The sequence below is a fragment of the Microcoleus sp. ARI1-B5 genome, assembly GCF_036705795.1.
Classification (GTDB): domain Bacteria; phylum Cyanobacteriota; class Cyanobacteriia; order Cyanobacteriales; family Microcoleaceae; genus Microcoleus.
In genome coordinates, this window is the sequence record NZ_JAUBVK010000002.1 from 306501 (window position 1) to 328686 (window position 22186).

The 22186-nt window shown below is 45.7% G+C and carries 14 protein-coding genes; 7 read left to right on the forward strand and 7 right to left on the reverse strand.

Features of this window, described 5'->3' with window-relative positions:
* The first annotated feature begins 88 nt into the window (after positions 1–88).
* The 3 genes from QUB63_RS04205 (at position 89) to coaBC (ending at position 2562) form a co-directional block, all read left to right on the forward strand.
* On the forward strand, positions 89–715 hold the full coding sequence (locus tag QUB63_RS04205; protein WP_332943545.1) for an alpha/beta hydrolase: 627 nt from the start codon (positions 89–91) through the stop codon (positions 713–715).
* Positions 716–760: 45 nt separating this feature from the next.
* The gene (isiD, locus tag QUB63_RS04210) at positions 761–973 is read left to right on the forward strand and encodes a protein IsiD (protein WP_332943546.1); all 213 of its coding nucleotides are present in this window, start codon (positions 761–763) and stop codon (positions 971–973) included.
* Positions 974–1362: 389 nt separating this feature from the next.
* Positions 1363–2562, forward strand: coding sequence for a bifunctional phosphopantothenoylcysteine decarboxylase/phosphopantothenate--cysteine ligase CoaBC (coaBC, locus tag QUB63_RS04215; protein ID WP_332943547.1), 1200 nt, complete (start codon positions 1363–1365; stop codon positions 2560–2562).
* 242 nt (positions 2563–2804) lie between these two features.
* Here coaBC and QUB63_RS04220 read toward each other — a convergent pair whose 3' ends face one another.
* Entirely contained in the window at positions 2805–3188 is a 384-nt protein-coding gene (locus QUB63_RS04220; protein WP_332943548.1) for a helix-turn-helix domain-containing transcriptional regulator, read from the reverse strand.
* The gene (locus QUB63_RS04225; protein WP_332943549.1) at positions 3160–3504 is read right to left on the reverse strand and encodes a type II toxin-antitoxin system RelE/ParE family toxin; all 345 of its coding nucleotides are present in this window, start codon (positions 3502–3504) and stop codon (positions 3160–3162) included. The genes QUB63_RS04220 and QUB63_RS04225 overlap by 29 nt, the downstream gene beginning before the upstream one ends.
* A gap of 172 nt (positions 3505–3676) precedes the next feature.
* Here QUB63_RS04225 and QUB63_RS04230 point away from each other — a divergent pair, with 172 nt between their 5' ends.
* On the forward strand, positions 3677–4150 hold the full coding sequence (locus QUB63_RS04230; protein WP_332943550.1) for a hypothetical protein: 474 nt from the start codon (positions 3677–3679) through the stop codon (positions 4148–4150).
* Between the two features lie 426 nt (positions 4151–4576).
* On the opposite strand, the gene QUB63_RS04235 is transcribed toward QUB63_RS04230, so the two are convergent.
* The 4 genes from QUB63_RS04235 to QUB63_RS04250 form a co-directional block, all read right to left on the reverse strand.
* Entirely contained in the window at positions 4577–6259 is a 1683-nt protein-coding gene (locus QUB63_RS04235) for a DUF262 domain-containing protein (protein WP_332943551.1), read from the reverse strand.
* A 159-nt stretch (positions 6260–6418) separates the two neighbouring features.
* Entirely contained in the window at positions 6419–7486 is a 1068-nt protein-coding gene (locus QUB63_RS04240) for an aromatic ring-hydroxylating dioxygenase subunit alpha (protein WP_332943552.1), read from the reverse strand.
* The gene (locus QUB63_RS04245; RefSeq protein WP_332943553.1) at positions 7486–8172 is read right to left on the reverse strand and encodes a class I SAM-dependent methyltransferase; all 687 of its coding nucleotides are present in this window, start codon (positions 8170–8172) and stop codon (positions 7486–7488) included. The genes QUB63_RS04240 and QUB63_RS04245 overlap by 1 nt, the downstream gene beginning before the upstream one ends.
* 613 nt (positions 8173–8785) lie before the next feature.
* Positions 8786–10738 carry an FAD-dependent oxidoreductase gene (locus QUB63_RS04250; RefSeq protein ID WP_332943554.1) on the reverse strand — a complete coding sequence of 651 codons (1953 nt, stop codon included), beginning with the start codon at positions 10736–10738 and terminating at the stop codon, positions 8786–8788.
* A gap of 370 nt (positions 10739–11108) precedes the next feature.
* On the opposite strand from QUB63_RS04250, the gene QUB63_RS04255 reads away from it, so the two are divergent.
* On the forward strand, positions 11109–12800 hold the full coding sequence (locus QUB63_RS04255) for a N,N-dimethylformamidase beta subunit family domain-containing protein (RefSeq protein WP_332943555.1): 1692 nt from the start codon (positions 11109–11111) through the stop codon (positions 12798–12800).
* A gap of 241 nt (positions 12801–13041) precedes the next feature.
* Here the strand turns inward: QUB63_RS04255 and QUB63_RS04260 are convergent, their stop codons facing one another.
* On the reverse strand, positions 13042–13512 hold the full coding sequence (locus QUB63_RS04260) for a MarR family winged helix-turn-helix transcriptional regulator (RefSeq protein ID WP_332943556.1): 471 nt from the start codon (positions 13510–13512) through the stop codon (positions 13042–13044).
* 716 nt (positions 13513–14228) lie between these two features.
* Between QUB63_RS04260 and QUB63_RS04265 the strand changes: the two genes are divergently transcribed.
* Both QUB63_RS04265 and QUB63_RS04270 read left to right on the forward strand, forming a co-directional pair.
* Positions 14229–14501, forward strand: a complete 273-nt coding sequence (locus QUB63_RS04265) for a hypothetical protein (RefSeq protein WP_332943557.1) — start codon at positions 14229–14231, stop codon at positions 14499–14501.
* Positions 14502–15213: 712 nt separating this feature from the next.
* Positions 15214–21975, forward strand: coding sequence for a S8 family serine peptidase (locus QUB63_RS04270; RefSeq protein WP_332943558.1), 6762 nt, complete (start codon positions 15214–15216; stop codon positions 21973–21975).
* Positions 21976–22186 lie beyond the last annotated feature (211 nt).

Below are 22186 nucleotides of genomic sequence, written 5' to 3' on the forward strand. Positions count from 1 at the left end.
CAATCCTCTGCCTTCCAGGTAGAGGTCGCCCTCAAGCGGTCAACTGTCAACTGTCAACTGTCAACTGTCAACTGTCAACTGAATGAAGATGTCTTTACAATTTATTAGCATTCCGCCAACCACCGATCGCAAACCTGCCGCTTTGATTGTCGCTTTGCACGGATGGGGTGCTAATGCTCGGGATTTGACTTCCTTAGCACCGGCTTTCAATTTGCCGGATTATCAGTTTGTGTTTCCAGACGCCCCGTTTCCCCATCCCCACGTAACGGGCGGCAAAGCGTGGTATGAGCTTCAAAACAAAGATGCTCAGGGATTGGTAGAAAGCCGCCAATTGCTGAGGGAATTGTTGCTGTCTTTGGAAAGCAGCACGGGCGTACCTTTGTCTCGCACGATTTTAGGCGGCTTTTCTCAAGGCGGAGCGATGACTCTGGATGTGGGATTGACTTTGCCTCTAGCGGGTTTAATTTGTCTGAGCGGTTATTTGCACCCGTCGATTTCAACCGTTGCTGGGAGTGCTTTGCCGCCTGTTTTAATCGTGCACGGTACTCGAGATACTATTGTGCCCGTTAGTGCTGCTGTGCGATCGCGCGACAGTTTGACTGCTTGGGGAGCTGCGGTGCAGTATCGAGAATTTAACATGGGACACGAGATTCTGCCGGAAGTTGTAGATTTAATGCGAAGTTTTGTTGTAGAAACTGTGTCGAAATCTGATTAAAGGATTAGTATATAGTATGGCGGAAGTCTCGGGCAGGGGAAAAAAATGAAAACTTTAACCAAAGCATCGCGCGATATTGCTGTACTTACTTCTCAGGACGTGGCAGAATTGGCTGTCCGTTTGGAAGTTGACGATTATACAGATCCTTTTGAGGGATTGAATGATTGGCATTTGTTGCGATCGCTTGCCTTTCAGCGGCCGGAGATGGTTGAACCTTATATCCACCTTCTGGATATGGAAGCTTACGACGAAGCATAGGCTTAAAAATCTAGCTCTAAAATTTCGACAGAATTGAGGAAGAAGTTAACAGCATATTTTGTTGTGAATTGAACAGATGAGTTATGGATTTTTGTCTGTTTTCATCTTAACTTCTTTCTTGATTTTTTTTATGAAAAAATGACCGGCGCATCGATCGGGTTTTTGACAAAAATACGGCGTGATGCCCGATAGATATGGGTAAAAAAAAACAGGTTGATGAAAGTATTTGTGCAAGTCCTGATGAGAAAATGACATCGTTTCCGTTTCTATCGGCATAATAATTTTCGGAGTGCAGTGCGAGCGTCTCGCTCGCTTGCTTATATCTTTTTAGCGAGCGTCCCGCTCGCACTACTATAGTACAATTCCAATGTTACCGGATTTAATATGACATGAAGGGCAGACGAATTTTAATCGGCGTTAGCGGCGGGATTGCGGCTTATAAAGTTTGCGAAGTAGTTTCAACTTTAGCGAAAGCTGGAGCTGAAGTTAAAGCTATTCTTACTGATGCAGCTCAAGAGTTTGTAACGCCTTTGACTTTTGCTACTCTTTGCCGCCATCCTGCTTTTACGGACAAAGATTTTTGGCAAGCAAGTCACGGGCGCCCCCTGCATATTCAACTGGGAGAATGGGCGGAAGTTTTTGTTATTGCTCCCCTGACAGCTAATACTTTGGCTAAGTTGGCGGGGGGTTTTGCTGATAATTTGCTGACTAATACTGTCTTAGCTTCTAATTGCCCAATTTTGCTGGCACCGGCGATGAATACGGATATGTGGGAACAGCCGGCGGTTGCCGGTAATTGGCGGGAAGTGTTGACTTATCGGCGCTATCATGCTGCGAATCCGGGGGCGGGAATGCTGGCGTGCGATCGCGCGGGTGTCGGCCGCATGGCAGAACCTTGTGAGATTTTGCCTCATATTGAATCGCTGTTGTATGCGAAGGGCGATCGAGATTTAGCGGGTAAGCGGGTGTTAATCAGTGCGGGAGGAACGCGGGAACACCTCGATCCGGTCAGGTTTATCGGCAATCCTTCCAGCGGCAAAATGGGCATAGCTTTGGCGCAAGCTGCACTGCACCGCGGCGCGACAGTGACGCTGGTACACAGTATAAGTGGCGAATTAGCGCTGTCAGGTGTGCGGGCGATCGCAGTTGCGAGTGCGGTCGAAATGCGGCAGGCGATGCTGCAATGCTTTCACGATGCGGATTTGACGGTGATGGCGGCGGCGGTAGCGGATGTGAGACCTGCCGAGTACAGTAGTGAGAAATTGCCGAAGCAATCGCTCCCAAATTCTTTACCTTTGGCACCGGTAGCGGATATTTTGGCAGAGTTGGGAAATTTGAAACAGCCGCACCAAAAATTAATCGGGTTTGCAGCACAAACTGGGGATATTGTCAAACCGGCTTTGGAGAAATTGCGGGCGAAGAAACTGGATGTAATTGCCGCAAACCCGATCGATAAAATGGGTGCAGGTTTCGGTAGCAATACCAATCAAGCAATTTTGATTAATTCAGAAGGAAAGCAAGTAAAAATAGCATCTTGCAGCAAGTTAGAAATGGCTCACCGGTTGTTAGACTTTGTGAAGGATGCGTAAGGGCGATCGAACAGCGATGGTGTTACCAATTTCGGATTTTTCGTGTTCGCGGGGGCGGGTTTATTATATTGTTGGTCGATCGCATAAATGGTTGGTGAAACCCGCCCCTACGATGGCCTGTAGGGGCGGGTTTTACGAATAATATTTAATACCCGCAAACAATCTATATAAACCCGCCCCCGCACAACAGATAACCTACATCAACCTTTACTGCGATCGCAATGAAATTAATCTGCAACCTGCTATAAATTAGCAGGTTCTGGCGATAATTCTGATGTCACCTCGTTTGATTCCGACTCAGCCGACAACTCAATATCTGCTACACTAATTTCTAGTTTAAATCCTAGGGCTTCGAGCAGTGCTACCAAACTATAGATTTCTGAACCGTTACTTTCTGAAAGCATCTTGTCAAGCTTTTCCCATTGAAATTTAGCTTCCTCTGATAAATTGTTGAACTTGAGCCGAGAATCTACAACATCTTTGAGTACCATCTGGAGCAATTTAGGTTCATCCCTTGCTTCTGTCAATGTCACCTCGATATAACCTGCTGCTTCTCGGGCATTTCTCAGAGATTCGATCAGAAATTCTTGGTAACTTCTACTCGTTGGTGCCTTCACGTCTTTCATAGTCTCTCCAATATTGAATAGCTTTGCCAATATCTCGCTCTTGAGTGCTTTTATCTCCGCCTATTAGCAGAAGTACAATTGTCAGCCCGACTTGTCCAAAGTAAAGCCGATAGCCCGGGCCAAAGTCAATTTTTAGTTCAAAAACTCCTTCTCCAACGGATTTACAATCTCCTAGATTACCAGTCATGACTCGCTTAAGCCTTAACCGAATCTTATTTTTGCCTGTGGTATCCCGGAGCGAGTTATACCAATCTTCAAAAGGACTTGTCCCATCTGCTCTCAGGTAGTTGCGTATCTCCCTGGGTTGTACTTCCATGATTTTATCGTACTTGCTCAACAATTTCTATAATAAGCGCGTGAAGCGTAGCTATCCCGAGCGTGAATCGGCACTGCATTCCCAAAGCCAATCATACTTAAGATAGAGGCATTCGCTCGACAAAAAGGTAAACTTTGTTGCAGGAAACTTTAATTAAAACAGGGAATTGTGAATGAACTTTAAATCGATCGCAAAAACCAATCTACTATTCGGCAGCCTGATAATTAGCCTCGGATTGCAAGCACTTCCAGCCGCAGCCCAAGCAGTCACCGACGCGCAAATTTCCGCCCTCGTTGAAGCCCTGCGACAAGCCGCGCCGCCGCAAACCGCAAATGACGGAATGTACAGTCAGTGGCAAATTTTGCCAGGGAATATTTCCCGCTGGGCCAAATTCTGTACCAAACAAGATTTAACACCGCAACAATTTGAAGCCGACGCCACAAAAGCCAAAACAATTGTTACTTGTATCGTGGGCGATTTGCTGCGCGACGAATACAAAGCTAGCGGTAACAATGAAACAGCCGCTATCCGCCGCGCCGCTTGCTGGTGGATGACTGGGGAATCCGCAGCTTGCAAAAGCGGCGCTACTGCTACTTATGCGGACAAAGTTGTCAGCGTTTACCAGCAGCAGCGGCCGAAAAAGTAAGGTTTGTGCTGCGGGATTTAGATTTTTTTGACCGCAGATAGGGGCAGATAAACGCAGATGAATTGAGATTTTTAGCAGAGGTGCAACCAATCCTATCGAGCCATCGGATGTAGGTTTTGGGCTGTGTAGCCTTCGGGCAAGTTAGAAATATGGGTTGCCTTCTGCTAAAAAGCAAGCTATAATCAGTAATGTACGACCGAACTGTTCGATAAAGCAGTGTAGGCCGCGCCAATTTTTTTCATGTTTCGTTCGCAAGAACAAGAAGAGAACCCAACAACAGGGTTCTCTTTTAATTTATGGATGAGTAACTTTTCCTTTGATTTTAGCTTTCAATCTTGAAGCAATTTCTGGTTTGATTGTTAATTTTAGCTCTGGGTTTTGCGCTGATGGACAGATAATAGCAATTTGATATCAAATTCAATTACCCTATAAACGCCAAAGATTCTTGAGAACATTAATCAGCTCTTTCTGTCGTCGAGCGATTACTTCTGGCGTCCATTCCTGTTCCCGCAGCACTTGAGTAGTAAGTACAAAGGGTGAAACACCTGTTTTAGTGGTGAAATACTTCTGCTTTTTCACATCAAAATCATAATTTTGTGCCTGACTGTTTTTCCCTGAAGATAGCAAAACTAAGTTGCCAAGACGATGCACATATTGATCTCGCTCTTGCTGACTAGGAAACCACTTCATCCACTCACTATTAGCGCCGGGATTTTGGGGAAGTACGTGTTCGACAGTAATATTGGAGAAGTTGTAAGATGCTTCACCTTCTGACAGAGCAGCATCTAAGCGTAACAAGACATAACGACGAATTTTTTTAATTAGGTAAAGGTCACTATCGAGGACTTTAAGGATATTGTTGGACTCTTCAGGAGTAAACTGGAGCGGTGAATTGGAATTGAATAAGTCTTCCTCTCGTTCTATAGCAGTGAGCAATCGGCTGTAACGTTCAATGCGCTCATTGATATTGGAGCGGACAATCATTAAACCTGCGGCTAGACGGTCTAAGTCAGTAAAAAAAAGTACCAAATTATCGGGGTTATTACGATTGCGCGATAGGTAAAAAATTGCAGGCGGTATCCAGTCAAAATTATCAATATTGTCTAAAAATTTAAACAGTTGATTTATTTCTTCTGCACGCCAAACACTTTCATACCTTAAGTTCAGAATTTCTGAAAAAGCATTAGCATAAGGAGCTAAAATTTCATCAATAAATTGCTGAGGCTCAGCCGCAGGATTGATATTTTCCTGAAAATCTTTAAGGACACTCTTGTTGAGTTTTTTCTTTTCCTTAATCATGCGAATATGAGAAAACAGGTCTTTGAATAACTCGCGTCCCAGATCCTCCTCGGTATCTTCCCACTTTTTAGTATATTTTTCTTGTTGCCCTTCGGGTATTTTTCCGATAATGTCAGCTTTCAATATATCAGTTACGGAAAGATCTAATCCCCTATTGTTCAACACAGAGAATATCCGATATGCAGAGTCAAAGTCAGGCGTAGAAACCACTACTAAGAAGCACTGAGTAATGATGAACTGGGCAAGGCGTATACAGCACTGTTCGCCTATTGCATGGAAACGTTGCAAGAATAAATGTGCATTTTCTTTAATCAGCTTCTGACTATCCATCAGCTCAGCACTCTTCAATTCTTTGAGCTTGTTAATACCACCTTCATTTTGAATATATGCCTTGAAAAAGTCTGCATCTCGCTCGCGCAAAGTCAGACGGTAACGATTAGGAGTGCCCGCAATTAAGCTGCCTTTTTGGTATAGAAAAGTGGTCAAATCATTGGCGTGTTCTGTTGGCAATGATGCCCTGAGAGCAGCTAGTAGTATGGTGAGGGTGGTTAGACGTTGCTGACCATCTACAATTTCAGCGGCTGGTTGCTCCGATTTAATCAAAACAATGCTGCCTAGAAAGTAGGGGTTGAGTTCATCAATCGTCTCGTTACCTTCTCCCAAGAATGTTAGCAGGTCTTCCAGCAGTTCCCCAGCTTCCTCCTTTGTCCAAGCATAGGGACGCTGGTAGAGGGGAATGAGGAACACAAAGTCGTCGCTAAAGATTTTCCTAATTGGGTGTTCCTCGCCCTTGATGCTGACACGGTTCATGCTTGGTTCCTGTGTTAGGTGTGGTTGGTAATTGCTTTCCGAAAGTCAATGTTACCTGTTACTATAATACCATGCTCAAGCTTGGAAACGCTAACTCTCAACTTAGCCTGTGCAGCCTGGTTTCATTCATCTCGCCGCAAGTTTCAATCTGCGGCTGAATTACTCTTTCGCCTGACTTCTCATCAACTTTTGCACGCTCCCCAAAGCCCGGTTTAATTCGTAACTCTTTCTTTCCGAATTCTGCAAAAAAGCCTGCTGTTCTTCTTCAATCATTAACACATCCTGCCGCACCAATCCATCTAATAACTTTTGAGCCGCACCGAAACAACTATCTTTGATAAATTTGCGAAACCACACAGGCAATTTGTGCAGCCGCCAAAACGCATTTAATGAGGTAAAATGAATTAAATAAGCGCGAGTTGCTGTCTCGCTTACCGGACAAACTAAGCAGTAAATTTTAAAGTCGCTTCCCAAAGTAGAAACCCAGTGCGGGTAAACGTAACTCACATCTAGCGGTTCCGGGTGCAGCTTGCGCAGAGATTTAAAAAATAACTGGGAAATTGACCAGATTTTATCTATTTTGTAATAACTTTGTGCTTGATAGCGAGCAGTTACTTGATGCTCGTCTTCTGCTAAAGTATCTAACACTGGATTTGCCCAAGCTTGCAAGTCTTCGTGCAAGTGCCCGTGGTACATATCCATCAAGTTTTCAATTAAAAATGAGTAATGAGCCTGACAGTCTATAACTGAAACTGTGGCAATATAATTGAGATGTTCCCACTCGGGCAAATCCAATAAATCTATTTTTTCGGCTTGGGTTTCGTCGCCGGGAAACAGCCAGATAAAACCGTTTTGTTCTTTGACTGGATAGTAGCGAATTTTGCAGTTAGGTAGCTTTTGATTTTCGGCTAAATAATCGACTTCGGCGCATTCTCCCCTTGCATTTAACCGCCATCCGTGGTAAGCGCATTCGATTAAATCGCCTTTGATTTTACCGTGGCTGAGTTTAACTTGTCGGTGCGGACACCTATCTTCTAAAGCGTTGATTTTGCCTGCACTGTCGCGGAAAAGCACGATCGCCCGATGCCACAATATCACAGCTAGCGGCTGACTCTGTACCTCTGTGCTGCGGGCGACTGCGTACCATTGCTCCAAATTAATCCCCAACTCGCGGATGTGAGTTTTTTGTTCCCTTGCAGATACCGATTCGATCGCGTTATTTTGCATTACAAATTTTCCCAAATTACGCCCATAAAACAACCCAATTTTACAAAATAACAGCCGGGAAAGCAACGACCGTAAATTTTTTTAAATCTCCCTTCTGACAAATACTTGTCGCTGGCTAAATGGTTCAACCAGCTTGGCGACACTCTAAATTTTAATAATCTTGAAGCATTGCGAAATCCGTATTTGGAACAGTCGGGAATAAAATCTCTCGCTGCACCTACTATGTAGCCGATTGTAGCCGGTGTTTCAACTTCCGATACATTATCTAAAAAGACGATTTTACCCTGCCGATTTAACAATTTTTTAATGGCACCGAGGGCGGCGGGGAGGTTGGGTATGTGGTGAAAAGTGGCGGCACTAACTATTAAATCAAATTTGCGATCTAGCGCTAATTGACTGGCATCCATTTGGATGTATTCGATATTGGGGGCTGAGCGTCTTTGACGGGCGATAGCCAGCAGTTTGGCTGACAAATCGACCCCCACTACCTGCTCGTAATACTTGGCTAATTCAAAAGCAAGAATGCCCGAACCGCAGCCAATATCTAATGCTGTACCTTTGCTGGCAGACAGGTTTTTAGTAAAGAAATCGTTCTTGCTTTGCAAGGTGGCAGCGAAATCGTATTCTGTTGCAAAAGCATCAAACGTTACAGATTTATTGCGAATTTTCCAGTTACTCTTCAGCATCTATTATTGCTTTATACTCATTCAATATTTTAACCGCAGATGAACCCAGATAAACGCCGATGATTTTTTTGTTCGCAAGCTCTGCCTTTTCTCCTCAGCGAAACCACACCCACAAACCTTGATTCAGTTGACAGTTGACCTGGGACAGTTGACAGTTGGTTCTGAGCGACTTGTGCTGTCGTTCGACTACGCGGTAACTGAGCTCCGTCGAAGTTCATGCTACCGCGTAGCCGAAGCAAGTCGAAGGATTGACAGCTACCTCTACCTGGAAGGAAGAGCCTTGAAGTAATGAATAGTCTTCTTTTAATTTCTCCCTACAAGGCTTGGGGCTTTAAACTAATTATTTCTGGTAACATATAGCCTTTCTCAGAAAGATGAGGTACGACTGGGCATAGGCCTCCGTGGCCTCCGTGGCCCGCGCAGGGAATAGGGCATACCTCACCACGCGATCGAACCGCTATATCTGAATTCCTACTAATATTACGAACAACATCAGCAGAGCGATCGCTCCTAATCATCTCATCAAGGTGTTTGAGCGTTCGGACTTTAGTTTTCCGATTATATGACGACTAAAGTCCTAACGATCAAACCAATTTGATTGTGGCTGCAAACCTTAGATTTTCAGCACGCCTTCGGGGTTCACCGTCAAGAGCGATCGCCTTTGCAAACCCTCCTGATATAAAATAGCATTAGCAGCCAACAAACCGCTGCTCACCGCCCTTTCCATTAAACCGCAAGGAAACGGCATTTTTACCCAATCTCCGGCAAACAAAAGATTCGGAACAGCGCAGCAAGTCTCGGGCCTTTCCGCATAACTACCGGGCGGATAACCCGAGAAATTATTTTGGTTTACCAGTTCCCGGTGCAGCAGATTGGCTGCTTTTAATTCCGGTACAATTTCATACAATTCTTGCTCGAAAGTAGCGAGCAAAACTTCCTGGTTGGGGAATTCTTTCTCTTTGTAACAATAAGCGTGCAGTTCCACTACGCTACCGCCAGTTTTCTGATGCCACTCGATGAACTGATCCTGAATTTTGTGGTAAAGCGTGATGCTGTCAGTCAGTTTGTAGCCGGAAAGCGAAGTAAAATTGCTGTGTTCCCAGGGGAATTCGCGATCGAACCAAAAACGGCCAACCGCAAACGGATCGGCTATTTTCAATTCCTCAATTCGGCTTTGCACCTGCGGATTCACCTCACCGCTGGCCAAACTAAACAAATGCTGCATCCCCGGAACATCCGCCGCAAACACATAATAATCAGCCTTCAATGTTTCCCCCAGATTTTGCGGTTGCAACTTATTAACCGCTGCGGCTAACTGTATCTCATCGACTTTTTTATCAACTACCTTAAATCTCGGCAAATCCCGCTGAGCAGGCCCGCTCACCACTCGCCCTTCGGCATCAAAAACTGCCCCGTGACAAGGACAGTGAAATTGACCGTCGTTTTGTTTCTGAACAGTGCAGCCTTGGTGAGTGCAGGTCAGAGAAATTGCCTCTTTTCCTCCGGGTGCGGCGGCAAATACGCTGTCGCCAGCGCCGAAATATTCCGTAGAGTTGCTGTCAGTTAACAGCGCGTTTCGCTTCACCCAAAAAGGTACTTTACTTTGCACTTCTCCCGAATGGTAAGTCAGAGAATCAATCTTGCCATTGTCCCAGTGAATATTACTAACTGCGACATCTGTCAATACTTTGCCACCTTTGCTTTCAATGGATCTGGCAATCGGCTGCACCAAACTCGTGCCCATATCTTGCCGCGTGCCGTTGAAGGCCAAACCTTCGGGATTTCCGAAAAAGTAAAAGTGGAAAAATTGCATTAATTCTCCCACGCTCAATTCGTCGGGAGCGTTGAGGCTGGATTTGGCAAAAGGCAGAAAATACAAGTCGTAAAGTCCGCGCGGGAATTCACCTTTTACCCAGTCGGCAACTGATATATTGTCGAGGCGAGCGAAACTTTTTTGAGTTTGAAAACCGCCGATTTCCCGAAATACTTGCCAGTGAGCGGGTTTTGTAAGATTGATTCCCCACTTGAGCCGATTCGGAGAAGATATCCCCAAATCAACTATATTCCAGGGGAAAGCTGAATGGTTGGGACGGAAAACTTCTGGTTGGTATTTGCCGTCTCGAAAGACAACGGCGTAGGATTCTAAAGATACAAAGTTATCGGTAATTTCTAGTTCTTCAACCACACTTTTGAGGTTGTAGTATTGCGGGAAAAAACCGTGAAAACCGTGTTCCATCATGAAGGTTTCGTTCCCGACTTGTATCGGCCAACTAGCAATTTTGCCGCCGAGTTGGGGCGATTTGTCCAACAGCGTCACGGCGAAACCCCGCTGAGACAGTTCGTAAGCACAGGCGAGCCCGGCTAAGCCTGCGCCGACAACTGCAACGGTTTTGGGTTTATTCAGCATTCGCGGCAAGTCAAGAGTATCTTGCTGGAAAACGGCGGGTTCGGGCTTGGACAATCGAGAGTAGCCCAGCAGCCCGCCTGCGGCACCGACTCCGAGGAATTTGAGGGCGGTTCGTCGAGAAACTGGTGGAGATAGCGGTGGATTGGTTGATTCACTCATAAAGCTGGTTCAAACAAATAGGTCGTCCGATTTTCGATTTCAGATTTTAGATTTTAGAGGCGATTGGCGAATGCTTCCGGGGACTTGTACCTAAAAACATCTCAAATCGGCTGTTCTCTCTAAAATTATTCTGCGATGGGGTATACGCCATAAGCCATACATCATAAGACCTAAGACATGATACTGGAAGAAATACTCAGATTACCGAGGTGCAGTGAGTCGATCGCGCGTTGGCGAAGCCCTCGAAGAGGATCGCAAATTAATCTATCTCAGGTATGATGTCTTCAGGGCTAATGTAAAGTAATCTTACGCCCTCCCCACCAAAACCCAACCGTACAATCTATCACCTAAAATTCATAGACTTAAACCAGTGACAGTTAAACTATTGTCGAAATTGCGCCGCCGAGAGTTTCTGAAAGCTTTCTCACTTGGCTTGGCCGCCCCTTTTTTCTATAACAGTGCCGCACATTCTCAAGACAATTCAAATCTCGCAAAAAGTGGGAGCGCCACCAATCCCACAGCCCGAGAAAACCAAAAACCCGGAACCGCAGACTGGGAGTTAGAAAATCCTGCCACCAAGCGAGAAATCGAAGGTTACGCATCTCTGACCAGCGTCAATCTCGGCGGCGAAATTAAATTATTTGTCAACACTAAAGAACCCAATTATACAATAGAAATATTCCGCACCGGATGGTATGACGGACTCGGCGGCCGCCGGATGAACGACCCAATTGTGCGCAAGGGAATCAGACAGCCTCCGCCGAGAGAAGATGAAGCATCGGGACTAATAGAGTGCGATTGGAAAGACCCGTATATTTTGCGAATTCCCGATCGCCCTTCCGACTGGACGAGCGGCATTTATTTAGCCAAACTCACAGCCAGCCGAACGTCCAAGCAAAGTTATATTATCTTTGCAGTCCGGGATGACGATCGCAAATCCGACATTTTATTTCAATCCAGCGTTACCACATTTGTGGCCTACAACAATTGGGGCTACAAATCGCTTTACCGCTGGAACAGTAAGGCCAAACAAGCCTACAAAGTTTCGTTTAATCGGCCCTACGCCATGAGTCCCAACCGCAAAGCAGCTTACGGCGTAGGTGCGGGGGAATTTCTGACAAATTTTCAGCCAAAAAGGAGAACTTCGAGCGCTGGTTGGGAATACAATATGGTCAGGTGGCTGGAAAAAGAAGGCTACGATGTTACCTATGCCACCAACATTGACACGCATTTTAACTCCCGGTTGCTGTTGTCTCACAAAGCATTTTTGTCCGTAGGTCACGACGAATATTGGTCGCGAGATATGCGGAAAAATATAGAAGCAGCTAGAGATGAAGGCGTCAGCATCGGCTTTTTTGGTTCCAATATTTGCTACTGGCAGATCCGCCTTGAACCCAGCCGGATTACTGGCGAAGTAAACCGAACGGTAGTTGCTTATAAAGAAATGGCTGATTTAGACCCTATGGGCGGATTACAAAAAGAATTAGGCGCAGTTAATTCGGTAGTGGAAATATCTAATAGTGGGGAATTAAACTATGAAATAGACAAACCAGACAGCGCTCAAATAGCAACAAATTACAATAAATCCCCAGCACTTTATTCTTTAGTAACAACTCGCTGGCGAGACAGCACTCTCGGCAGTCCCGAAGATGCTTTAATCGGCGTTATGTACGAGACATTTCAAGTTAATTATGATATTGTAATTGATAAAAATGCTCCAGATTGGCTGCTAGAAAAAACAGATTTAAAACCGGGCGACAAGTTACCGGGACTGTTGGGTTATGAAGTCGATCGAATGTTTGGTAATGCCCCAAAAAATATAGTTCGGATCGGCCATTCTCCATACCCTCACGGCGGGGGCACTCGCTATGCTGACATGACGGTTTATACAGCAGATTCGGGGGCGAAAGTATTCGCGACCGGTTCGATGCAGTGGGCGTGGGGATTGGACGATTACAATGCGCCGCAGTTGCGATCGCCAGTCTTAAATGCTGGAGCTCAGCAGATAACGCGAAACGTTTTGGCAAAGCTGTTAAATTCAGCTAAACCTGGAATTATCTAATAACTAGATCGACAAAAAAACTGTAGGGTGCGCCGGACCGCGCACCTTACCCTTATATAGCAATACGCTTGGGATCGGCCCGGGGCTCTGGCCTCGGATAAAAGCGAGATTTTTCAATGGTTTCAGGCGATTGTTGACACGGCTTTGGGCACGGCGCCGTGTTTTGTGCCCGATATTTTTACTAAACTGAAAACCCCTATATGTCACCGATTAAACAATAAATAACTGCTGTATAGGAGTTTTACCGATCGTTAGATTTGCCGTCAAACACCTCTCTGAGTAACGCCAATCCTGCCAAAACTATCTCCATCTGCTCCTCTGACAAGTCCTCGAACATTGGCGAAATATTGCTACAGGTGAGCGCTCGAATTTCTTCGAGCCTAGCGCGACCAGTTTCTGTCAGTTTCAGCACTACCGCTCGCCGTTCCTGAGGATGTTCTTTGCGGTCTACAAAATTTTCCTTAACCAAGCGCTCGCAAATTGCAGAAGCAGTCGGTCGAGTCACCCCCAAATAATCTGCTAACTTGGATAAAGAGGAACCTGGATAGCGGTAAAGAAACATGAGACTGCGAAACTGAGATATCGATAAAAAGGGTTCTCCTTGATTTCGCATTTGGGCTCGAATCGACCCCACAATCAGCGGAATGATTTCCACTACTGCTGCAGCGCAGCGATCCGGGGTGATGCCTGTAGAGGATTGTTCCAAGTTCATCTTTCTTCCCGCTTAAAAATCTCCACCATTGCTGTAGTCAGCAAGGTGGCGTGAGCAAAAGGGATGCTCGGTTGGTGCAGCATACAAATCAAATTTCATGTTTGAGTAAAAAACCTTCGCCTCAACACACGCTCTCTTGGAAGCTCTCGCACCTGCGGGCGAGGGTGCTTCGGTGGCTTATTTAGGTTTTTAGTTTACTTTTCCCAGGAGGGTGTACGTCAGTATAGGCGACTGGGGCATTTAATTATGGATGCTCGATCGCTAATTTTCTTTATAGACAGTACAGGTATTCGCTCTGCACCGCAATTGCAGTAATACTAACTGTTAGGTTTTCTAACAGTTTAGAATTAATTTGTTTGGGGAAATTTGTCAATTTATATGAAAATCGTGGGTAAATTTGGGAATTTCATCTGTTTATCAATCGCTGACTTGAATTTGCTGCAATTAACTGCTGCGCGCGGGTATTTTCATTTAGGGAGCCCGAAAGGTTGCTTTTAATTTGCGGCATATTCTTTTTGGGTTGTCGATCGCTCAAAATGGCGATCGATCGCCGATGTGTAAAGTTATCTAAAAAAATAAGTATTATTACATATCACTTACGTATTGTCGGTGATATATGTCACATTTATTGGAGCGCTCGGGAAAAGTGCGATCGGTTTTGGAGTTTTTACCGCCGATATTTCCCGGGCGGGATGCCCGTGCCACAATTAACAAAGATGAGTATAAAAAAGTGGAAAATTGGGTTTTTATTGGCAGGATTAACAACATTTTTGTGCTGCGTACAAGTACCTATATTCGGGAAAATTGCTGGTGCGATCGCAACTCAAGTAAACAGCAAAACTGAAATATACCGCTGCCAACTTGTCACCGCCCAAAATATCGACTTAGCCGATCTCTACCACGAGGCTTGCCATACTTTGCTCCCAGTGATAGAGCTAGTTAAATTTGATGGTTCCAACTTAATTTACAACCAAAGATATCGCACATAAAAAGCAATTATTGAAAAATTTACCCACACTGAAATCCCCGCATAATGGGTTGAGAATTTTAGGGTATGTACGGGATCTGACTGATGCTTTGAAGAATTTACAAATCATGTTGAATCGCAGTTTAGCCACCCCCAAAACTTGCAGTTGGATGCCGAAAACAGCAGTCTGGCACTACGTTTGACGTGTTTGTTGACGCCAATCCACGCGGGGGATTGCCCCCTACAGCAGAAGCTGTGGTTCAGTTGACAGTTGACAGCTTGCCCCGAGCGAAGCCGAGGGGTTGACAGCTTGCCCCCCGAGCGAAGTCGAAGGGTTGACAGTTGACTGCTTGAGGGCGACCTCTACCTAGAAGGAAGAGGATTGGAGTAATGAATAGTCTGATTTTAATTTCTCCCTCAAAGGCTTGGGGCTTTCAATCAATTCTTTCTGGTAAGTCCTGGCCCACTACCTCGATCGCCCCGTGCACGCCGATATCCCTGGGCCCGCTGCGTGAAGCCTTCTCAAATGGTAGCTATCCGGTAGGGAATCCCCCATTTATTGTAAACTTTTGTAAAGTTTCGGCAATTTTTGCATAAAACTTGGGGAGGGTGCCTGAGATAAATGCAGGGGAAGCGAGCTGGGTGAGAGTTCGATCTCAAACCCGAATTTCCGCTGCTTCAGGTTCAAATGTATTGGTTGTTACATTTATTTTTGGGTTGGAGTCTTTAAGAATATGCCACAGGATGCGATCGAGGGTGTTGAAATCAAGGCGGGATTTGCGATTGGAGGGGAATCAATTGCCGCTATTTCTCAAAATAAGCTGCCGTCAACCTCATTAAATGTTATGTATTCTCCTGGCATTGGCGGCACTGCCGGCACTGAAAAGGAAGAAATTTTCACAAGCAGTATAGATATTGCTTCAGACGAGTCTGTTAAAGATAAATTTTTGTCAATTCCAAACGCTGTTGATATTGGGGTTGGGATTGATTTTCGGAAAAAAGAACCTGATGCAAGTCCTCCAACTGATATTGATTTGCTGACAGGTATCAAAGTAGTTGATGCGAATTCGATCGCAGATGTTGTCCTTGGCGGGAAAAAAGCGGATGTCGAGAGAGATCCACTGATTAATCCTGTTGCGAGTGATAAATCGCAATCAATTTCTAGCACTATCGATCCCAAAAGTAGCGAGAAATTGGATTCCAAGTCGATCGCGCCATCCGTCAAATCAGAGCCGGTTGTTGAGAAATTGGCTGAAAAGTCGATCGCGCCATCCGTTAAATCGGAGCCGATTGTGGAGAAATTAGACTCCAAGTCGATCGCGCCATCCGTCAAATCAGAGCCGGTTGTTGAGAAATTGGCTGAAAAGTCGATCGCGCCGGAAGTTAAATCGGAGCCGGTTGTTGAGAAATTGGCTGAAAAGTCGATGGCGCCGGAAGTTAAATCGGAGCCGGTTGTTGAGAAATTGGATTCCCAGTCGATCGCGCCTGAGACTCAACTTGCATCTGCGGTTGAGCAATTGGAGTCCAAGTCGATCGCGCCATCCGTCAAATCAGAGCCGGTTGTTGAGAAATTGGATTCCAAGTCGATCGCGCCATCCGTCAAATCAGAGCCGATTATTGAGAAAGTGGATTCGGGCGCGATCGCGCTTGAAACTCAACCTGCATCTGCTGAGAAATTGGATTCGGGCGCGATCGCACCTGAAACCAAGACTGAATCTGAGGTTGAGTCCAAGTCGATCGCACCTGAAACCAAGACTGAATCTGAGGTTGTTGAAAAGTCGATCGCCCTTGAAACCCTACCTGAAACTGCGATTGTTGAGAAGTTTGATTCCAAGTGGATCGCGCCTGAAACCCTACCTGAAACTGCGATTGTTGAAAATTCCATCGCACCTGAAACCAAGACTGAATCTGAGGTTGAGTCCAAGTCGATCGCGCTTGAAACTAAGACTGAAACTGCGATTGTTGAAAAGTCGATCGCACCTGAAACCAAGACTGAATCTGAGGTTGAGTCCAAGTCGATCGCGCCATCCGTCAAATCTGAGCCTGTGGTTGAGAAATTGGTTGAAAAGTCGATCGCGCCATCCGTCAAATCTGAGCCGGTTGTTGAGAAATTGGTTGAAAAGTCGATCGCCCCTGAAGTTAAATCTGAGCCGGTTGTTAGTGAAAAAGAAGTTTTAACCGCAGAGAGCGCAGAGAGCGCAGAGGGAGGAGCAAGAGAGAAAGTAATCAATGAAAAGCTCGTTAAAAATGCCGAGAATCCGGAGGTAGAAAAAGGCGTAGAGACAGCAGTTATGCCAATTGTATATCCTGCACCAAAGCTGTGGAAGCTCACCTTTGATACTGGTGTTTTCAAAGTCAATAATCCCAATGGCTTAGTCAAATTTGATTATCTATTTGACGGTGGCGACTATCAAGGAGAACTGGGCATTTTCAACATCCAAGGCATGAATCTGTTCGACCGTCAAGATGATTTTATCAAAGAAGCGGCGCGTCGCGCAGCCAGCAATTCGGCTGAAGGTTATGTCGTCATCAATGATTTAACTGAAGGTGCAAGATTTAGCGGCAAAGTCAGTTACGAGGATAATTACAACAAAGGGAATTATCAAGGAATCAAATCCTTTGCCATGAAGTCGGGTGACGAATTTGCTGTGATGTTAGTTCCCAACGGAACCGTGCAGCAGGTATGGCAAAATCCCACTCTGGGCGGTAACTTGCGGCCTTTATTCTCCTTAGGGACGGCGAATCCTAACGATGAGTTTTCGCTGAGGCAAATTGCCGATGTTACTGGCGATGGCAGTACCTTTGCGATGGAGGATTTGCGGGCAGACATCTGGACAGACCGCGATTATAACGATATCACGTTTAAGGTCACGGGAGCGACTGCGAAGGCTCCTTTGTTGGCTGGGGCGATCGCACCCGATCGCGACTGGACAAAAACTGATTTTGGCGGAGACTTAGTTAAGTACGCTAAATCGGAAGTAGATTTCAAAGGCGATAACAATACTATTGCCAAATCGCTGTCCGATCGCGTAAATTACAGCGTCCAAAGAGCCGAAGTTCTGGACAACTACGAACCGGAAGCTTTGGCCGAAACTAAACAGTGGGTAGTCGGCGTTACTGCGGGGAAATCTCCTGAAGATTTTGCGAATTTATTTGAAGCAAAAAATCTGGGTGCGACGGGACACATCCCCAACACTTATATCTGGGAATTGCCCGCAGATGTTGCGCCAGAACAAGTAAAAACTCGATTGGACAATCTCAACGGTGTTGAATTTGCTTATCCGCTAGTTGCGATCGAACTCAAGCCGCAATCCATACCCAACGATACGTTATTTAAGCAACAGTGGAACTTGCAAAATACCGGACAAACTGGCGGCACTCCCGGCGCGGATGCTAATGTTACCAAAGCTTGGGATACTGCGAAGGGGAAAGGAGTTGTCATCGGGATTGTCGATGACGGTTTGCAGCACACTCACCCGGATTTGCAAGACAGGTATCGGGCAGATTTGAGCCGCGATTTTAATGAGATCAGTAACGGCGTTTACGACAAAGATCCGATGCCAAATCCTAACAATCCCCACGGGACGGCAATAGCCGGAATTGCCGCCGCGACAGGCAATAATAACTTGGGAATTAGCGGTGTTGCACCGGAAGCATCTTTAGCTGGTTTGCGATTGATTGCTGGGAAGGTAAATGACACAAATATTGCGGATGCTTTGTCTTATCTCAGGAATGATATTGACATTTACAACAACAGTTGGAAAGCCAACCAACCATTTTTGGCATTGCCGATGGCGGAATATGAATTGGAAATGGGGGCTACCAAAGGTCGAGATGGATTTGGCAGTAATTTTGTATTTGGTGCGGGGAATGACAAGCAGCTTGAGAGCAATGTTAATTTTAACAGTTTTGCGAATTCCCGTCACGCGATCGCCGTTGCTGCGATCGACCACAACGGCGAACAAACATCCTACAGCGAAGAAGGCGCGCCAATCTTAGTATCAGCTTACTCAAAAGGGCGTTTTGAGAATTTTGCCTTGAATGATAGCAAGGCTAAATTACCAATTCCCGATAACGCGCAAGTTATCTCTAACCTCACCTTTACCAACATACCGGGAGTCATAACTGATTTATCTGTCCGTTTGGATATTCAACACAATCGCAACAGCGATTTAGATGTGTTTCTCCTGAGTCCATCCGGTAAAAGAGTAGAACTATTTACCGATGTTGGTGGAAGCGGCCGCAACTTCCAAAATACTTTGCTGTATGACAGTGCAGAAAAATCCATTACTGAGGGAATTGCACCTTTTAGCAGCAGCTACGGTTTCCGGCCGGAACAACCGCTATCGAATTTTGCAGGTGAAAATCCCAACGGCATTTGGAAGTTAGAAATTACTGATGACGAAACAGGACAAGTTGGCACGCTTAATAATTGGGGAATTAATATCAGCACCAACGGTGTTGTTACTACGGATTTGATGGGTGCGGACGGTCAAAGTTCCGGGAATTATACTTACAATGCTGGCGGTACTTCTTCGGCTGCGCCTTTAGTTTCCGGGGAAATTGCTTTGATCTTAGAAGCAAATCCGACGTTGACAAGGCGAGATGTGCAGCACATTTTAGTCAACACGGCGAAACAAAATGATGCCTTCGATTCTGACTGGCAGAAAAATGCGGCTGGCTACAATATCAATCATAAATATGGATTTGGCGCAGTTGATGCAGCCGCCGCCGTTGCTAAAGCTAAAACATGGACGCCTGTCGGTACGGAAATTGCCCTTCGTTCTCCAGAAATATCGGTGAATGCGGCGATTCCTGACGGTACCGAGACAGGAGTGGAACGGACAATTAGATTCGATGAAAATATCACTGTGGAATGGGCGGAGGTGATGTTTGATGCGACTCATACTTTCCGGGGAGATTTGAATGTCACGCTAATTTCTCCCGACGGTACGGAATCGATTTTGGCTAAACCAAACAATGATAACGGCGACAATTACAGCAAATGGGTGTTTACTTCTGCCCGCAATTGGGGAGAGTCATCGGTGGGAGATTGGAAGCTGAAAGTTTCGGATGAGGTGACAAAAGAAATAGGTACTTGGAATTCTTGGCAATTGAATCTTTTTGGGACTAAACCGACGGTTTCACTGGTGGCGACTGATGCCAATGCTACCGAAGGGGAAGATCCGGGCGAGTTTACTATTACTCGCACTGGGAATACTAAATTGCCGCTGACAGTGAATTACGTGATGAAAGGAGCTAATAATTGGTCGTACCCAGAAGCAATTAATGGCAGTGATTACAACTCTTTAAGTGGCCGTGTTACGATTCCAGCAGGTCAATCTTCTGTCAAAATCCCCATCCAAACTATTGAAGACACGATTGCTGAATGGCCCGAACAAGTCGGAATGCACTTAAAGACAGATAATTCTTACCAAATTGGAGTAGCTAATAGTGGCACGGTGAAACTTTGGGACAATGAAACACCTGAAGTTAAACTTTTTGCAGAATGGTATTCTGGGAAAATTGGCAATTACCAGGAGAATAACTATGCCTCTGAATCCGGGAATACGGGTTCTGTGACATTCCGGCGCATCGGTAGTTTAGCCAAAGATTTGACGGTAAACTTCTCGCTAACTGGAACTGCTACTGAGGGTACAGATTACAATTACGAACCTCAGTCTGGAAGCATAATCATTGTTCAAAATAAGTACGGAGGCACTACTATTCCTGCCGGCCAGCAAGATGCTTCTTTGATATTGAAAGCGATCGACGATACGTTAGTGGAAGGGCAAGAAACCGCTATACTTACACTAACTCCCAACGATAACTACAAAGTGTGGGATAGTGGGGTAGTAAAGACCGTAATTTGGGATAATGATGACAAACCAACTGTGTCGATCGTAGCTACAGATAACACAGCTTCTGAATACGGCGATCCGGGTCGATTTACCATTACTCGCACGGGCAGTACAGCTAACCCTCTAACATTAGATTACTGGGTAGAGCCTGTATGGGAACCGCGCGCAAAAAATGGTATAGATTACCAGTTGTTGGCTGACCAAATTGTGATTCCTGCTGGTGCTTCGTCAGTCACAATTGACGTGTTTCCTATTGATGACAGTGAATCGGAATCAAAAGAGTTAGTGCGTTTATTGTTCAAGGAAAGTTCGCAATATGCGATATCCAAAGATGAAGGTGCTGAGGTTACGATTATTGACAATGACAATCCAACAGTCGAGTGGAAGCGACAATCGGGGATATCGACAAGTGGTTACGATTCGTCGAATGGTATCGCAGTCGATCGCACTAACAACATTTACACCGTCGGCCGCACTTCTGGCAATGTAGCTGGCACCAATCAGGGACTGTATGATGCGTGGGTATCCAAGTATGACAGCGCGGGACAGCAAATTTGGAAGCGACAAGTCGGAACTACTGCTTATGATGCTGCTAGCGGTGTTGCTGTGGATAATATTGGCAACGTATATGCGATCGGCTGGACAGATGGAGAAGGCGGCAATACGAGCGATCGTATTGGCTGGATTACCAAGTATGACAGCAACGGCAACCAAATTTGGAAACGTCAATTACCAAATTCCAATTATGACATTTCCAACGGTGCAATTTCTCTTAGCAGCGACGGCAGCATATATATCGTCGGCCGCACTACGGCTACTGCACCGGGAACCAATGAAATCAATACCGATGCTTTGGTTGCAAAATACGACAGCAACGGCAACCCGCTGTGGGTGAAACAAATAGGAACGGCTGCCTGGGACGAGGCTAAAAGTGTCGCCGTTGACAGTGATGGCAGTATCTACATCGCCGGACAAACCAAGGGCAATTTGCAAGGAACAAATGCTGGCGATGCTGATGCCTGGTTAGCCAAATATGACAGCAGTGGCAACCAAATCTGGAAGCAACAAATAGGGACGACTGCGGAAGATGAAGCTTTCGGCGTTGCAGTTAGTAACAACGGTCATGTATACCTATCGGGACACACCCAGAATAAATTGGGAGAGAGCTTTGTCGGGAATGTCAATGAATGGACTGGCGATTTCGAGGCTATGCGGAATGCCTTTTATCAAAATGATAACTCTCAATTAGGTGGCATTTATTACGGAGGCACAGATGCTTGGGTTGCCCAATTTAAGGCAGCAGATGGTGCATTGAATTGGAAGCGCCAGCTAGGAACATCCGCCTACGACTCCTCCACTGGAGTTGCTACCGACATTCACGGTAACGCCTACATTACCGGGCGCACCCGTGGCAAATTGGGAGAAAGCTATGCAGGCGGCGATGATGCTTGGGTTGCCAAGTATAACGTCAACGGTGCATTGCAGTGGAAACAGCAATTGGGAACAGTTGGCGATGATGTTTCTAACGGCATTGCTGTTAGCGGTGCCGGGGTTTATATCGGCGGCGTTACTTCCGGGAATGTCGGGGGAAATAATTTGGGAGGTGATGATGCTTGGATAGCTAAATTGTCTTAGTCCGACAGTTTGATATTTGGATAACCCGACAGTCCGACAGGGGTTTAAACCCCTGTCTCATAGCTAAAGTCCTCTGAAGAGGACTAATACCACATAGAGGTTTGCGGCTGCCTTTATTATTAGTCCGCGCAGGCGGACTTTGTTTGTATAGAAGCGGTTTCAACCGCCGAATATTATCGGGTATCTAACCTTTTTTTGAAGGCAGATAAAC

What these genes read in the sequence shown, in the direction of transcription:
- QUB63_RS04205 (WP_332943545.1), top strand. Translation starts at nt 89, where the DNA reads ATGTCTTTACAATTTATTAGCATTCCGCCAACCACCGATCGCAAACCT.
- isiD (WP_332943546.1), top strand. Translation starts at nt 761, where the DNA reads ATGAAAACTTTAACCAAAGCATCGCGCGATATTGCTGTACTTACTTCT.
- coaBC (WP_332943547.1), top strand. Translation starts at nt 1,363, where the DNA reads ATGAAGGGCAGACGAATTTTAATCGGCGTTAGCGGCGGGATTGCGGCT.
- QUB63_RS04220 (WP_332943548.1), bottom strand. Translation starts at nt 3,188, where the DNA reads ATGAAAGACGTGAAGGCACCAACGAGTAGAAGTTACCAAGAATTTCTG.
- QUB63_RS04225 (WP_332943549.1), bottom strand. Translation starts at nt 3,504, where the DNA reads ATGGAAGTACAACCCAGGGAGATACGCAACTACCTGAGAGCAGATGGG.
- QUB63_RS04230 (WP_332943550.1), top strand. Translation starts at nt 3,677, where the DNA reads ATGAACTTTAAATCGATCGCAAAAACCAATCTACTATTCGGCAGCCTG.
- QUB63_RS04235 (WP_332943551.1), bottom strand. Translation starts at nt 6,259, where the DNA reads ATGAACCGTGTCAGCATCAAGGGCGAGGAACACCCAATTAGGAAAATC.
- QUB63_RS04240 (WP_332943552.1), bottom strand. Translation starts at nt 7,486, where the DNA reads ATGCAAAATAACGCGATCGAATCGGTATCTGCAAGGGAACAAAAAACT.
- QUB63_RS04245 (WP_332943553.1), bottom strand. Translation starts at nt 8,172, where the DNA reads ATGCTGAAGAGTAACTGGAAAATTCGCAATAAATCTGTAACGTTTGAT.
- QUB63_RS04250 (WP_332943554.1), bottom strand. Translation starts at nt 10,738, where the DNA reads ATGAGTGAATCAACCAATCCACCGCTATCTCCACCAGTTTCTCGACGA.
- QUB63_RS04260 (WP_332943556.1), bottom strand. Translation starts at nt 13,512, where the DNA reads ATGAACTTGGAACAATCCTCTACAGGCATCACCCCGGATCGCTGCGCT.
- QUB63_RS04265 (WP_332943557.1), top strand. Translation starts at nt 14,229, where the DNA reads ATGAGTATAAAAAAGTGGAAAATTGGGTTTTTATTGGCAGGATTAACA.
- QUB63_RS04270 (WP_332943558.1), top strand. Translation starts at nt 15,214, where the DNA reads ATGCCACAGGATGCGATCGAGGGTGTTGAAATCAAGGCGGGATTTGCG.